Source organism: Methylovirgula sp. 4M-Z18, assembly GCF_037890675.1.
Taxonomy (GTDB): domain Bacteria; phylum Pseudomonadota; class Alphaproteobacteria; order Rhizobiales; family Beijerinckiaceae; genus 4M-Z18.
Window position 1 is genome coordinate 112,274 of the sequence record NZ_CP149574.1, and the last position, 13,894, is coordinate 126,167.

At 61.9% G+C, this 13,894-nt stretch carries 11 protein-coding genes; 6 read left to right on the top strand and 5 right to left on the bottom strand.

What is annotated here, in order from left to right:
* Window positions 1-32: 32 nt before the first annotated feature.
* The 3 genes from cobT to V9T28_RS00500 form a co-directional block, all read right to left on the bottom strand.
* Entirely contained in the window at window positions 33-1,943 is a 1,911-nt protein-coding gene (cobT, locus tag V9T28_RS00490; protein ID WP_116402793.1) for a cobaltochelatase subunit CobT, read from the bottom strand.
* A gap of 76 nt (window positions 1,944-2,019) precedes the next feature.
* On the bottom strand, window positions 2,020-3,021 hold the full coding sequence (gene cobS / locus V9T28_RS00495) for a cobaltochelatase subunit CobS (RefSeq protein WP_116402801.1): 1,002 nt from the start codon (window positions 3,019-3,021) through the stop codon (window positions 2,020-2,022).
* 104 nt (window positions 3,022-3,125) lie between these two features.
* On the bottom strand, window positions 3,126-3,701 hold the full coding sequence (locus V9T28_RS00500; protein WP_116402802.1) for a J domain-containing protein: 576 nt from the start codon (window positions 3,699-3,701) through the stop codon (window positions 3,126-3,128).
* 137 nt (window positions 3,702-3,838) lie between these two features.
* Here V9T28_RS00500 and V9T28_RS00505 point away from each other — a divergent pair, with 137 nt between their 5' ends.
* The 6 genes from V9T28_RS00505 (at window position 3,839) to V9T28_RS00530 (ending at window position 9,623) form a co-directional block, all read left to right on the top strand.
* Complete coding sequence (locus tag V9T28_RS00505) at window positions 3,839-4,108, top strand: BolA family protein (RefSeq protein WP_116402794.1); 270 nt, start codon at window positions 3,839-3,841, stop codon at window positions 4,106-4,108.
* A 255-nt stretch (window positions 4,109-4,363) separates the two neighbouring features.
* Complete coding sequence (gene poxB, locus V9T28_RS00510) at window positions 4,364-6,094, top strand: ubiquinone-dependent pyruvate dehydrogenase (protein WP_116402795.1); 1,731 nt, start codon at window positions 4,364-4,366, stop codon at window positions 6,092-6,094.
* 15 nt (window positions 6,095-6,109) lie between these two features.
* Complete coding sequence (locus V9T28_RS00515; protein WP_339071799.1) at window positions 6,110-6,604, top strand: universal stress protein; 495 nt, start codon at window positions 6,110-6,112, stop codon at window positions 6,602-6,604.
* A gap of 186 nt (window positions 6,605-6,790) precedes the next feature.
* Entirely contained in the window at window positions 6,791-7,492 is a 702-nt protein-coding gene (locus V9T28_RS00520) for an IS6 family transposase (RefSeq protein WP_339071785.1), read from the top strand.
* A gap of 123 nt (window positions 7,493-7,615) precedes the next feature.
* On the top strand, window positions 7,616-8,146 hold the full coding sequence (locus tag V9T28_RS00525) for a carboxymuconolactone decarboxylase family protein (RefSeq protein WP_116402680.1): 531 nt from the start codon (window positions 7,616-7,618) through the stop codon (window positions 8,144-8,146).
* Window positions 8,147-8,723: 577 nt separating this feature from the next.
* Window positions 8,724-9,623, top strand: coding sequence for a hypothetical protein (locus V9T28_RS00530; protein WP_147306521.1), 900 nt, complete (start codon window positions 8,724-8,726; stop codon window positions 9,621-9,623).
* A 90-nt stretch (window positions 9,624-9,713) separates the two neighbouring features.
* On the opposite strand, the gene V9T28_RS00535 is transcribed toward V9T28_RS00530, so the two are convergent.
* Both V9T28_RS00535 and V9T28_RS00540 read right to left on the bottom strand, forming a co-directional pair.
* Entirely contained in the window at window positions 9,714-12,812 is a 3,099-nt protein-coding gene (locus V9T28_RS00535; RefSeq protein WP_116402678.1) for an efflux RND transporter permease subunit, read from the bottom strand.
* Window positions 12,809-13,834, bottom strand: coding sequence for an efflux RND transporter periplasmic adaptor subunit (locus tag V9T28_RS00540; RefSeq protein ID WP_116402687.1), 1,026 nt, complete (start codon window positions 13,832-13,834; stop codon window positions 12,809-12,811). The genes V9T28_RS00535 and V9T28_RS00540 overlap by 4 nt, the downstream gene beginning before the upstream one ends.
* Window positions 13,835-13,894 lie beyond the last annotated feature (60 nt).

A 13,894-nucleotide genomic window follows, 5' to 3' on the forward strand; every position in this document is an offset into this window, starting at 1 on the left:
CAAGCTCCCCCATTGCGCGTGCCGCCACTCGATCAGCGTCGCGCGCTGCCGCGCAACGCGTGACTGACCGGCGGCGGCACGTAATCTTCGGTGAACAATTCTGCGAGCTTTTCCGTCATCGCGCCGCCGAGTTCTTCCGCATCCACGATCGTCACCGCGCGCTTATAATAGCGCGTCACATCATGGCCGATGCCGATGGCGATGATTTCGACCGGCGAACGGTTCTCGATCTCGTCGATCACGTAGCGCAGATGCTTTTCGAGATAATTGCCGGCGTTGACGGAGAGGGTCGAATCGTCCACCGGCGCGCCGTCCGAAATCACCATCAGAATGCGCCGCTGCTCGGTCCGGTGCAGCAGCCGCCGATGCGCCCAATCGAGCGCCTCGCCGTCGATGTTTTCCTTCAGCAGGCCTTCGCGCATCATCAGGCCGAGATTGCGCCGCGCCCGCCGCCAAGGGGCGTCGGCCGCCTTGTAGACGATGTGGCGCAGATCGTTCAGCCGGCCGGGATTCGCCGGCTTGCCGGCCTGCAGCCACGCCTCACGCGCCTGGCCGCCTTTCCACGCCCGGGTGGTGAAGCCCAAAATCTCGACCTTCACGCCGCAGCGCTCGAGCGTGCGCGCCAGAATATCGGCACAGGTCGCCGCAACCGTGATCGGCCGGCCGCGCATCGAGCCGGAATTGTCGAGCAGCAAGGTCACGACCGTATCGCGGAAGTCCGTGTCCTTTTCGCGCTTGAACGACAAAGGCTGCTGCGGATCGATGATGATGCGCACGAGCCGCGCCGGATCGAGAATGCCTTCTTCGAGATCGAATTCCCACGAACGGTTCTGCTGCGCCATCAGGCGGCGCTGCAGGCGGTTGGCGAGCCGCGCGACGACACTCGAGAGATGCGACAATTGTTTATCGAGGTAGGAGCGCAGCCGGTCGAGTTCGTCCGGCTCACACAGGTCCTCGGCCTTGACCTCCTCGTCGAATTTCGTCGTGAACGCCTTGTAGTCCGGGCCCTTGCGGGCTTCGCGGCCATGGTCCGGCGGGCGGCGGCTTTCGGCCGCCTCGTCCGACTCGCCGGTTTCCGAATCTTCGGGAAACTCGCCCGATGGAGCATCCTCGGCCTCCATCATGCCTTCTTCGGCTTCGTCGGTGGAATCGGGCGATTCCTGCATCTCCATGGTTTCGCCGGTATCGTCTTCCCCGGCTTCGGCCTCAGCCTCGTCCGCCTCGTCGGTGGACTCGGCCTCGCTCTCGTCCTCCTCGCTCGATTCGTTGTCGAGATTGGCGTCGTCCGCCATGTCGAAATCGGCGAGCAGCTTGTGAATGAGCTTGCCGAAGGCGCGCTGATCCTCGATCGAGCGGTCGAGCGCATCGAGATCCTCCCCGGCGCGGGACTCGATCCAGGGCCGCCACAGATCGACGATCTTTTTCGCCGAAGGCGGCGTCTCGAGCCCCGTCAGACGTTCGCGCACCATGAGCGCGACCGCGTCCTCGAGCGGTACGTCGGCGCGTTCCGAGACGGTGGCATAGGCGCCCTTGCCGTAGCGCTCGTCGAGCATCGCGCCGATGTTGCTTGCGACCCCCTGCATGCGGCGCGAGCCGATCGCCTCGCAGCGGGCCTGTTCGACCGCTTCGAACACGGCGCGGCCTTGGCTCCCTTGCGGCACGAGGCGCCGATGCACGTTGACATCATGGCAGGCGAGCCGCAGCGCCAGGGAATCGGCATGGCCACGCAGGATCGCCGCATCATGCGCCGACATTTTGCGCGGCGGCTCGGGCAGGCGCACCTTGGCGCCCTCGCCGGAGCCGATCAGCGCCGGCTTTTCCGGGGCGAAGGTGACTTCGAGTTCATGGGTGCCCGACATCGCCCGCATGACGCCGGCAACCGCCTTGCGGAAGGGTTCTTGCGGGGCTTCGGTCTTGCCGGGCGGTTTGCGGTTGGTGGTCATGACGTCTGCATCGTTAAAGGGCGGTCGGGCTTAGGCAGTCGTCAGTCGATTGCCTAAGCCCTATTGCCAACTGCCTTTAGCTCATCACCACATTCAGCGCGCTTTCCGGCAATTCCTGCCCGAAACAGCGCTGGTAGAACTCGGCGACGAGCGTGCGTTCCAACTCGTCGCATTTGTTCAGGAAGGTAAGACGGAAGGCGAATCCGACGTCCTTGAAGATGTCGGCATTCTCGGCCCAGGTGATCACCGTACGCGGTGACATGACTGTAGAGATGTCGCCTGCCGCAAAGGCGTTACGCGTCAGATCGGCGACCCGCACCATCTTGTTGACGATATCCTTGCCTTCCTTGGTGCGGAAGGGCTTGTTCTTGGCTAGCACGATGTCGACTTCCTTGTCGTGCGGCAGGTAGTTCAGCGTGGTCACGATCGACCAGCGGTCCATCTGCGCCTGGTTGATCTGCTGCGTGCCGTGATAGAGGCCGGACGTGTCGCCGAGGCCCACCGTATTGGCGGTGGCGAAGAGGCGGAAGGACGGATGCGGGTGCACCACGCGGCTTTGGTCGAGCAGGGTCAGGCGGCCCGACGATTCGAGCACGCGCTGGATGACGAACATCACGTCCGGGCGGCCGGCGTCATATTCGTCGAACACCAGCGCCACATTGCGCTGATAGGCCCAGGGCAGAATGCCGTCGCGGAATTCGGTGATCTGCTTGCCGTCCTTGAGCACGATCGCATCCTTGCCGACGAGATCGATACGCGAGACATGGCTGTCGAGGTTGATGCGCACGCACGGCCAGTTGAGCCGCGCCGCGACCTGCTCGATATGGGTCGATTTGCCGGTTCCGTGATAGCCGGTCACAATGACGCGGCGATTGCGGGCAAATCCGGCGAGAATGGCGAGGGTCGTTTCTTTGTCGAAGAGATAATCCGGGTCGAAGTCCGGCACATGCGGATCGCTTTGGGAAAAGGCCGGAACTTCCAAATCAGAATCGATGCCGAAAAGCTTGCGCACCGAAACTTTCGTATCGGGCATATTGACCAACGGATCATTCGGCACCTGAGCTATCGCGCTTTGCATCATTCCTCACATTGCCCGCCCGGCCGCCGGCGGAATTGCGTCGGCCCGAGCAAACTTCACCATCAGGCACACCTTACGGCAGGCCTGTTTCCTCTACCACCCGTTCAAGCCAGTTTGGCGGATCGCAGATAGTTATAGGCCCGGATGATCTCGCGCAATTTGTCTTCGCACGAGCGATCGCCGCCATTCGCGTCCGGATGCCACTTTTTGACGAGTTCCTTGTAGCGCGCCTTGATCTGGCCGGCGTCGGCGCTGTCGTCGAGGCCAAGCTCGTCGAGCGCCTTCATGGCCAGCGGCCCGTAGCGCGGTTCGCGCGGCGCGGCAAAACCGGTGCGGGCATAGGGGCCGATCGTATCGGTAAAGGTGTAGCCTTGCGCGCGCGCGCCGCGATTGGCGCCCATCGTCCAGGTCGGCCGGTGGCCGATCGTCGCGTCCTTTTGATATTTGGCAACGGCCTCGTCGCTCATGCCATTGAAATAATTATAGGACGCGTTGTATTCGCGCACGTGTTCGAGGCAGAAGCAGAAAAATTGCCCTTCCCGCAAGCGGCCCATGGGGGCGCGATACAGCCCAAGCTCCTTACAGCCGGGATGATTGCAGGTTGGACCGGATGCGCTTTGTTCGGCTTGCGGAGCGCGCTTAATGCGAATGCGGTCAAAAAGGCTCGAGTTCAGGTTCATGGTCGTTTCGATTATGCGCAACATTGATTGCCGTGCCAAGCGTCGGCGAGAAATTCCTTGGTCTGCCCTGCGACAAGGGAATGGCAGACCTGCGGCTTTTCTGGCAAGCTTAACCCAGTGATGAAAGAGTGGATGCCATGGGACAGGTTCAAGAACAGATAAGGGAAAAGCTGCAAACCGCCCTTGCCCCGACTTTTCTCGATGTGATCGATGATTCGCATCTTCACGCCGGCCATGCCGGCGCTCGCCCCGGTGGTGAGACCCACTTTACGGTGCATGTGGTGTCGGCCGCCTTCTCCGGCAAGAGCCGGGTGGACCGGCACCGGCTCATCAACCAGGCGCTGACCGCGGAACTCGCCGGCGGCGTGCATGCGCTCGCGATCATCGCCAAGGCGCCGGGCGAGTAGTATACTCGAGGATACACGATAAGGCTATGATTCTAATAATATAATAGCTCTATTAGTTTGATCCCAAAAAAATTTTCGCACGGATCCGGCTTTGGCCCGGCATTTTGCCGCCGCCCTCAAAGCCCGCGCCCCATCTTGCGCACGGGGGTGACAGGGCGGGCTGCTCGGCTAGACTGAGCACACAAATCAAAATGTTCACTTTTTGTTCATACGACAGACCGAGCCCCTCGTCCACGAACTTGTTCCGGAGGTTCCATGGCAAAGCGTAAGGTAGCGGATGTTGTGACCGAGATTCTGCATTCGGTCGGCGCGCGACGGATCTATGGCATCGTCGGCGATAGTTTGAACGGGATCACCGAATCCCTGCGCCAGCGCGGCGACATCGACTGGATTCACACGCGGCACGAGGAGACCGCCGCCTTCGCCGCCGGCGCCGAAGCGCATCTCACCGGCGAGCTTGCGGTCTGCGCCGGCAGTTGCGGCCCCGGCAATTTGCATCTTATCAATGGGCTGTTCGACTGCCATCGCTCGCGCGTGCCGGTGCTGGCCATTGCCGCCCATATTCCAAGCGCCGAAATCGGCCGCGGCTATTTTCAGGAAACCCATCCCGAAAACCTGTTTCGCGAATGCAGCCATTATTGCGAACTCGTGTCGCACCCCGAGCAGCTTCCCGGCGTGCTCGAAGCGGCGATCCGCGCCGCCGTGGGCCAGCGCGGCGTCGCGGTCGTGGTGCTCCCCGGCGATGTCGCCCTGCAGAGTGTGGATGTGACGCCTTCGGCCGGCGCGTCGATCGCCGTCAAACCGCCGATCGTGCGGCCGAGCGATGAGGACATCGCCGCGCTGGCGGCGCTTTTGAACGGCGGCGAGCGCGTCACACTGCTGTGCGGGCGCGGCTGCGCCGGCGCTCATGCGCAGCTTCTGGCCCTGTGCGAGAAATTGAAGGCGCCCATGGTGCATGCTCTCGGCGGCAAGGAACATGTCGAATATGACAACCCTTACGATGTCGGCATGACCGGCCTGATCGGCTTCAGCTCCGGCTATCACGCCATGCTGAGCTGCGACACACTGTTGATGCTCGGCACCGATTTTCCCTACCGGCAGTTCTTTCCGGCCAATGCCAAAATCGCCCAGATCGATCTGCGCCCCGAAAATCTCGGCCGCCGCACCCGTCTCGATCTCGGCCTTATCGGCGATGTGCGCGCGACGCTCGACGCGTTGCTGCCGAAACTCGAGGTCCAGCAGGACCGCACCCATCTCGATGCGGCGCTGACCCGCTACCAGAAGGCGCGCGATGGTCTTGACGATCTCGCCACCGGCGTGCCCGGCCGCAAGCCGATCCATCCGCAATATCTCGCCAAGCTGCTGAGCCATCATGCGGCGGACGATGCGATCTTCACCTTCGACGTCGGCACGCCGACGGTCTGGGCGGCGCGCTATCTGAAGATGAACGGCAAGCGCCGCATGATCGGCTCGCTGGTGCACGGCTCGATGGCCAATGCCATGCCGCAGGCGATCGGTGCGCAGGCCGCTTATCCGGGCCGCCAGGTGATCAGTCTCTCGGGCGATGGCGGCTTTGCCATGCTGATGGGCGATTTCCTAACCCTGATCCAGCAGAAACTGCCGGTCAAAATCGTCATCTTTAACAACAGCGTGCTTGGGTTCGTGGCGATGGAAATGAAAGCCTCGGGCTTTCTGGAAACCGGCACGTCGCTGGTCAATCCGGATTTCGCGGCCATGGCCCGCGCCATCGGCGTGCATGCAGCGCGTGTCGACGATCCGGGCGACCTCGGCAAGGCGATCGCGGACATGCTGGCGCGCGACGGCCCCGCGCTGCTCGACGTGGTGACGAACACGCAGGAACTCTCGATGCCGCCGACGATCACCTTCGAACAGGCCAAAGGCTTCAGCCTGTGGGCGCTGAAAGCAGTGATGAACGGGCGTGGTGACGAACTGATCGACGTGGCGAAGACCAATTTGCTGCGGTGAGCGCGATCGCTTGATGTGAATCAAAGCGCGACGCCGTGCCTCCCATTAGGTGATATTCATGGAGGCGCGGCAATGTTTCATCATATCTTGATTCCAACCGATGGTTCACCCCTGTCGACGGAGGCGGTCAAAAAGGGCATCGAATTTGCCCGCCATATCGGCGCCAGCGTCACGCTGGTGTCTGCCATCGAACCTTTCAATATTCTGACCACCAACAGCGAACAGCTCGCTCGCACGCAGGACGAATACACACGCTATGCGCGTGAAGAGGCCGCGCGCCATTTGGAAGACGCTGGAAAGCTGGCAAAGAAAGCCGCCGTTGCGTGCAACGTGGTGCAGATCGAGCATCCGCACCCTTATCAAGCGATCATCCAAACCGCACAGGAAAAAGGCTGCGATCTGATCGCCATGGCCTCGCATGGACGTCGCGGTGTCGCGGCCCTCGTGATCGGCAGCGAAACGGCAAAAGTCTTAACCCATTCGAAGATCCCGGTGCTGGTTTACAGATGAGAAGATAAAAAGCGCCAATTCGCAGGTCGAAATATCATTCTGGCCTTGCCCCGGAATTCCGGATTCCAACGCAGACAAATCGATGTGAGCCGCTGAGGGGGGACGTCTCGCTTGATTGCACCGCATGGCTCCGCCGGGCGATATCACGTTAACTGGGTCGAACATTTCTGCTGATATTGACCAGCCATGATCCATTCTCCTGTGAGCTACAAACGGCATCGATTTCCTCCGACGATCATCGCGCACGCCGTCTGGCTCTATTTCCGTTTCCCGTTGAGCTTGCGTCTGGTCGAGGAAATGTTGCTCGAGCGCGGCATCGTCGTATCCTACGAAACGATCCGGCGCTGGGCGATCAAATTTGGCGCCGACTACGCCCGCCGCTTGAGGCGCAAGGCTCCAAGCCGCCTTGATATCTGGTATCTCGACGAGGTTGTCATCACCGTCAATGGCGAGAAACGTTATCTGTGGCGGGCTGTCGACCAGGAAGGATACGTTCTCGACGAAATCTTGCAAATTCAGCGAAACACAAAGGCTGCACGGCGATTGTTGACAAGGCTGCTGCGCAAGCAAGGACGACCACCGAAGCGGATCGTGACCGACAAACTCGGCTCCTACTCCGCCGCCAGACGCAAGGTTATGCCGAATATCGATCATTGGCAGCACAAGGGATTAAATAATCGTGCGGAAAATTCCCATGTTCCCATCCGAAAACGCGAGCGAATTATGCAAGGCTTTCGATCATGGCCAGGATTGCAACGGTTCGTCTCAACGTTTTCCGCCGTCCGAAACCATTTCGTCCCGCCTCGCTCTCAACGCTCCGCTCTCTCAACCCACGTTCATCGCCTGACGGCGATGACGGAGTGGAAGTCCGCCGCTGCAGCAGCCTGAAAATCAACCACCGTGACACTCGTGCGCCCGCGAAAGTTAACGTGACATCGCCGACGCGAGCCGCGCCAGATGATTTCATAACGTCAGGCGCATCAAAGTACGCAGCAACAAGGAAAGACTGACATGAGCCGGATTCCTACCCGCACAGTCGAGGACGCACCCGATGCGTCGCGGCCGCTTCTGCAAAAGATTGCCCAGGCTTCGCCGACGGGGCGCCCCCTGAACGCGCATGCCCAGATGGCGCATTCTACGGCGGTGCTGGCGGCGTATGCATCTTTGCGCGCCGTGACTGCCGAGCACGGCACCTTCGATCCGAAGGTGAGCTGGGCGCTCAATCTCGCAACGGCGGCCACGGTCGGCAACGGCTATATGATTGGTATCGCCAGTCGTTTCGCCGGCATGAGCGGTTGGACTGAAGCCCAGATCGCGGCTTTGCGGACGGGCGCAACGACGGGCGACGCCAAGATCGACGCGCTGACCAATGTGGTCAGGGAAGCGGCGGCCAATTCGGGAAACGTCGCCGACGTCACCTGGAAGGCCGCTCAACAAGGCGGCTGGAGCGATGAGCAGCTCGTCGAGGCGTTCGCATACCTCGGCCTGACAATGTTTACGGGCTACTTTCTCAACTACGCGCAGACCGATCGGGACATCTGACCAGGCACATCCGCCATGGCAATCAAATGCCGGAAGAGCGCCCCATGGATGCCGTCAGCCAAACTCCGCCCCCTTGTCGGTGTGGCCGCAACGTAAAGCTTCCGCACGTGTGACCGGGCGCACGGGCCGGTCGTCTGCCCCATTCCGGTGCGTGTCCGCGTGAGCAGTGACGGTCCCGACCCTGACGCCCTTCGTGAGCGCAGCCGCCTCAGAAGCTCAAAGGCTAGCTGAGCGGCGATGCAGAGGCCAAGTCGTGGAGCAAGAAATTCGTGTCAAATTGAAGTCGCAACTGTCTTGCTAGCAGAGTTATGGCCGCCAATTGTGCGCTGACATTGATGTTTATGATGTGTCATTCTGTGTGACGCTTATTTAAGCATATGAAACCATATGCCTAATTCTCTTTGACGATTTTGGTCCTTGGGGCCGAGATTTTTGCAAATTGGCGGTTTCCGAAATCTTGTCGCATACCACTTTGGTGGGTGTTTGTATGTGATTTCTCGCATACGCTTCCGCGCATTTATGTGTTTATATTGTGCGGGGACGTGGCGCTATTTTGCGCAATGTGTTGGGGGAGCAGATGAAGAAAGTTTATACTCCTGAAGGACGGAAATTCGGTTCGCGCCTTTTGTGGGGCTGCGCAGCCGTTTCTACGATGTTGCTAGTTGCTGATCCTGCTTTCAGCGCAGGAGGCGGCCAAGGCGGCAGCACCGGGGCGACGGGCGGAGCTGGGGCTAGCGTCGGTGCCGGCGGGGTTCATGTCGGCGTCGGCTTGGGCGGCGGGACCAGCGTCGGGTCGGGCGGTGCGAATGTCGGGACTGGGGCTGGCGCAGGTGCCAATGTGGGCGGTGTCGGGGTTGGCGCCGGTGCCGGAACCGGGGTTGGTTCGAGCGGCGCGAATGCTGGTGCCGGCGTCGGCGCGAATGTCGGCGGCACGAGTGCTGGCGCGAAAGCCGGGGCCGGGGCTGGCGTTGGATCGAGTGGCGTGAATGCTGGTGCAGGGGCTGGCGTGGGGGCAGGTACGGGCACCGGCAGCGTGAACGCTGGCGCTGGCGTTTCGACTGGTGTTGGCTCCGCGGGCGCCAGTGTTGGAGCGGGCGCTGGTGTGGGCGTTGGCGACTCAGATGGCGGGACGGGGACGGGCGCCGGCAGCAGCGGTTCCGGCACTGATACTGCAGGCGGAGCCGCCAGCTCGAGCGGATCGGGTGTAGGCACGGCAAGCGGCTCGGGGGCGTCCAGCGGCGGTGCGTCCGGTACGAATGGCGGACTGCTCGGGGCGCTGGGATTTGGTGCGCCCGGGGTTGGCACGGCCCCCGACGGTGCGACGGGCACAGGCAATGCCGGCAATATTCATCTGACGGCTGCCATGAAGAAGATGTGCCCGCAGATCCTCGCCGATCAGGCAAGCTACGACGACAATCTTGTGGCGATGTGCAAGGCGGCGGCCAGCGGTCGCAATCACAAAGGCAAGGGTCTGTGATCCTTGAGACGAATGATCGCCTCGCCGGAGATCGGCGAGGCGATCATGGCTCTTGCGCGGAGCTTCCCTTTTAAATTGTGATCGCCACGATCATCCCTCATCAAAAAGCGCTTGCGGCCTTACTTCTCCCTCCGTTCGACGTGAGCGGCGCACGAGCCGCTTGAGCAGTTCGAGCGCGTCGTCGATGAAGGTGAAGATGACGGGGATAACAAGCAGGCTGAGGAAGGTGGATGTCAGCAGCCCGCCGATCACGACGATCGCCATGGGCTGCCTGAAGCTCGAATCGCCGCCGCTGAGGCTCAAAGCAACCGGCAGCATGCCGCATCCCATGGCAATCGTCGTCATCACAATGGGGCGCGCCCGCTTGTGGCACGCATCGATGAGTGCATCGAAACGTGCCATCCCGCCGCGCCGCGCCATGATCGCGTATTCGACCAGCAGAATCGAGTTCTTCGTCACCACGCCCATCAGCATCAGCAGTCCGATCACCGCCGGCATGGAGAAGCTCGTGCCGGTCACGACCAGCGGCAGCAGGGCGCCACCGAGCGACAGCGGTAACGCCATGAGGATCGTCAGGGGCTGCAGAAAATCATGGAAGAGCAGAACCAAGACGGCATAGATGCAGAAGACGCCGATCGCCATTGCCGTGCCAAAGCTTGTGAACAATTCCGACCTGCGCTGCAGTTCCCCTTGCTCCACGAGCCGAACCCCTTGCGGCAGGTTCTTGAGCGCCGGCAGCGCCTTCGCTTCCTGGTAGACCTCACTGAGGGGCCGTCCGTTCAATTCCACCGAAAGCGTGATATTGCGAGACCGATCGATGCGATTGATCTTGGACGGGCTTCCACCGATCCGAATGTCGGCGATCGAGCCGAGATCGACGCTGCAATTCGTGCCGCTGACGCGCAGGTTCGCGATATCGTCCAGTGTCGTCCGGGCGCGCGGATCGAAGCGCACACGGATGGTGATTTGTCGCTGCGGCAGATTGAGTTTTGCCATCGAGGAGGAATAGTCGCCGTTCGTAGCGACACGAACCGCCTCGGAAATCGCGTCTGATGTGACGCCGAGCGCGGCCGCGCGGGTAAAATCGGGCGTGATCTGAATCTCAGGGGCTTGCAGCGATGCGCTGGACGTCACGGCCCCGATACCATGCAAGGTCCGCAATTGTTCCTCCAGGGCGCTTCCCGCCTGATCGAGCATATTGGCGTCATCGCTGGCCAGCGTGATCTCGAGCGTCGTGCCATTGCCGCCGGTCCCGACTTCGACCCTGACTCCCGGCAACACGGCCAATGCCTGGCGGATATCGTCTTCGATCTGAGCCTGTTTGCGGCTGCGTTTGCCGATATCCGTCAGATCGACGACGAGCGATGCTGTCGTGGGGTCGGCCGTCGTCGACGAATCCATGCCGCCACCGGTCGAGGCGGTGCCCACCGCCGCGAACACATGGGTCACGTGCGGCACCTTCGTAATGAAGTCGGTGGCTTGGCGCGTGAGGGCAGTCGTCTGGCCGATGGTGCTGCCGGGCTGCAGCGTTAGAGTGACTTTCGTCTGGGAATTGTCGGAGGCCGGTATGAAGCCCGAACTCAACAATGGGATCGCCGAGAGCGACAGGGCGAAGAACAGGCAAACGGCAAGAACGGTGAGCTTGCGGCGATACAGACAGACCCGCACGCTTGCCATATAGACCCGCATGATCAGGCCATCTTTCTCGTTGGCCGGATGGGCTCTCATCGTGTAGGCCGCGAGCATGGGCGTCAGCAGCCGGGCCACCAGCAAAGAGGCGAGGACTGCCACGGCCGCCGTCACGCCGAATTGACGGAAAATGAGGCCAGGTATTCCGCTCATGAAAGCGGTGGGCAGGAAGACGGAGACGAGCGTGAAGGTCGTCGCGATGACGGCGAGGCCGATCTCGTTCGCGGCTTCGAGCGCGGCGTCCATCGGCGACTTCGCCATTCGCAAATGACGCGCGATGTTCTCGATCTCGACGATCGCGTCGTCGACGAGAATGCCGACCACGAGCGAGAGCGCAAGCAAGGTCACGGTGTTCAGGCTGTAATTCGCCAGATACATCGCGAGAAAGGTCGGGATGACCGACAACGGGAGAGCCACGGCCGACAGAACGGTCGCGCGCCAATCGCGCAGGAAGAGCCAGACCACCACAACGGCGAGCAAGGCGCCTTCGAAGAGCATGTGCATCGAGCCGTCGTAATTGTCGATGATCGGCCCGACAGTGCTGTAGGCTTTGACGATTTCCACGTCCGGATTGGCGGCCGCGAATTTCTTCATCGCGGCTTCGATATTGGCCGCAACGCCTGTGTCCGAAAAGCCGTTGGAACGCTTCACCTGAACGCCGATCACCGGCTGGCCGTCGAGAGTGGCAAGAGACGAGCGATCCGAGAAACTGTCCGTCACGGTGCCGATCTCGTCAAGGCGCACCAGCTTGCCGCTTGGCAGCGGAATCGAGATCGCCTTGAGTTCCTCGAGCGAGGCGACGGCGCCGAGCGTACGGATGGTCTGCCTGCTGCCGCCGATCTCGGCGCGGCCGCCGGACGTGTCCGATTGCACCGATTTCAGGCGGGAGGAAACGGTTTCGGCCGTGATCCCGAGCGATCCCATCACTTGCGGGTTGAGATCGACATGCACCTCGCGATCGATCCCGCCGACCCGGCTCACCTCGCCGACGCCGGAGGCCGCAAGCAAAGCCTTGGTCATGTCATTGTCGACGAACCAGGAAAGTTCGGTCTCGTTGCGGCGGGTGGAGCGGACAGCATAGGTCAGGAGCGGAGACCCCTGCACCGTCACTTTCGTCACGCTCGGCGTTGCCATCTGGGAGGGCAAATCCGCGGTCGTGCTGTCGACGGCATTGCGGACTTCGTTCAGCGCCTCTTCGCTATTCTTTTCGAGTTGGAACGACACGCTGATCGACACCGAGCCGTCCGTGATCGTCGTGGTGATATGATCGAGAAGGCTGAGCGAGGCGAGATTGTCCTCGATCTTGCGTGCGACTTCGGTCTCGAGCAACGATGGGGCAGCGCCGTCGAGTGTCGCGGTGATTTTAATCGTTGGCAGATCCATGTCGGGAAAGTTCTGGGTCGCCAGCTTGTGGAAGGCGAGAAGGCCGCCGACGGTCAGAAGAATGAAAAGCAGGATCGCGGGAACGGGATTGCGGATCGACCAGGCGGACAAATTCATGGCGCATCTCCCTCAATCATGACCTGGGCATTGTCCGAGAGGAAGGCGCCGCCGGCTTTCACGACGCGCGCGGATTTGTCGATGCCCGACAGGATCTCCACCTCGCCGTCGTTGCGGCGGCCGATCTCGACGCGCACGCGCGTCACATGCCGATCGGCATTGACGGTGAAGAGGTAGTTGAGTCCGTCCCGGAAGACGAGGGCGGTCTCCGGCACGGTAAGTGCGTTGGTGGTCTGCAGCTCGATCTCGCCGGTCGCGTAAAGGCCGACGGGTGAATGCGCCTCGGCCGGCAGCGCCACATAGACGATCGCACGGCCTGTATCGGTATTCACCGTCGGGCCGACCAGTCTGACTTTCCCCTCGACACGCGTGTTGCCGGGACCGACGATTTCGGCCGTGAGACCTTGCCTAATATGCGGGAGATAGCGCGCCGACACTTCGGCTTGCCATTCGACACGCTGTTGCCGCAGCAGCCGGAAAACTTCGGTGCCGGACGAAACCACAGCACCAAGCTGCGCCGAGCGGGATGTTATGAGACCGTCGTCAACCGCTGTGATCGTCGTCTGGTCGACCTTGATCTTCTGGCTCGCCAATGCGGCGTCCGCCGATTCGAGATCGGCCGTCGCCGTCTGCTCCGCGACCAGGTATTCCGCGACTTTCTCGTCCGACAGCGCGCCGCTGGCCTGCACCTTGCGCGCGCGGTCGGCGTTCGTCTTCGCCTTGGCGAGATCGGCCTTCGCCGTCTCCAGCGCAGCCTCCTCCTTGCGCAGGTCCGCGAGCACCGAGTCCTGCGCGAGCCGGGCAAGGGGCTCGCCCTTCGTGACCACCGATCCGACGTCGACGAGAACCTCCGTGATGCGCAGGCCGCTGATCTCCGACGCGATGATGGCCTCGTGCCAGGGCTTCAGCCAGCCGGTCGCAGGGACAGATTCGGGCCATTGCCGTTCGGCCGGCGTCACGATCGCGACGGTGAGGGCGGACGCATCGACCTGTTGGTGCGCAGCCGGCTTCGTGACCGTCATGGTGACGGCTGCGGCCTCGTCCTGCTCCCCACGGGAGGGCGGATCGGCGAAAAGGAAAAG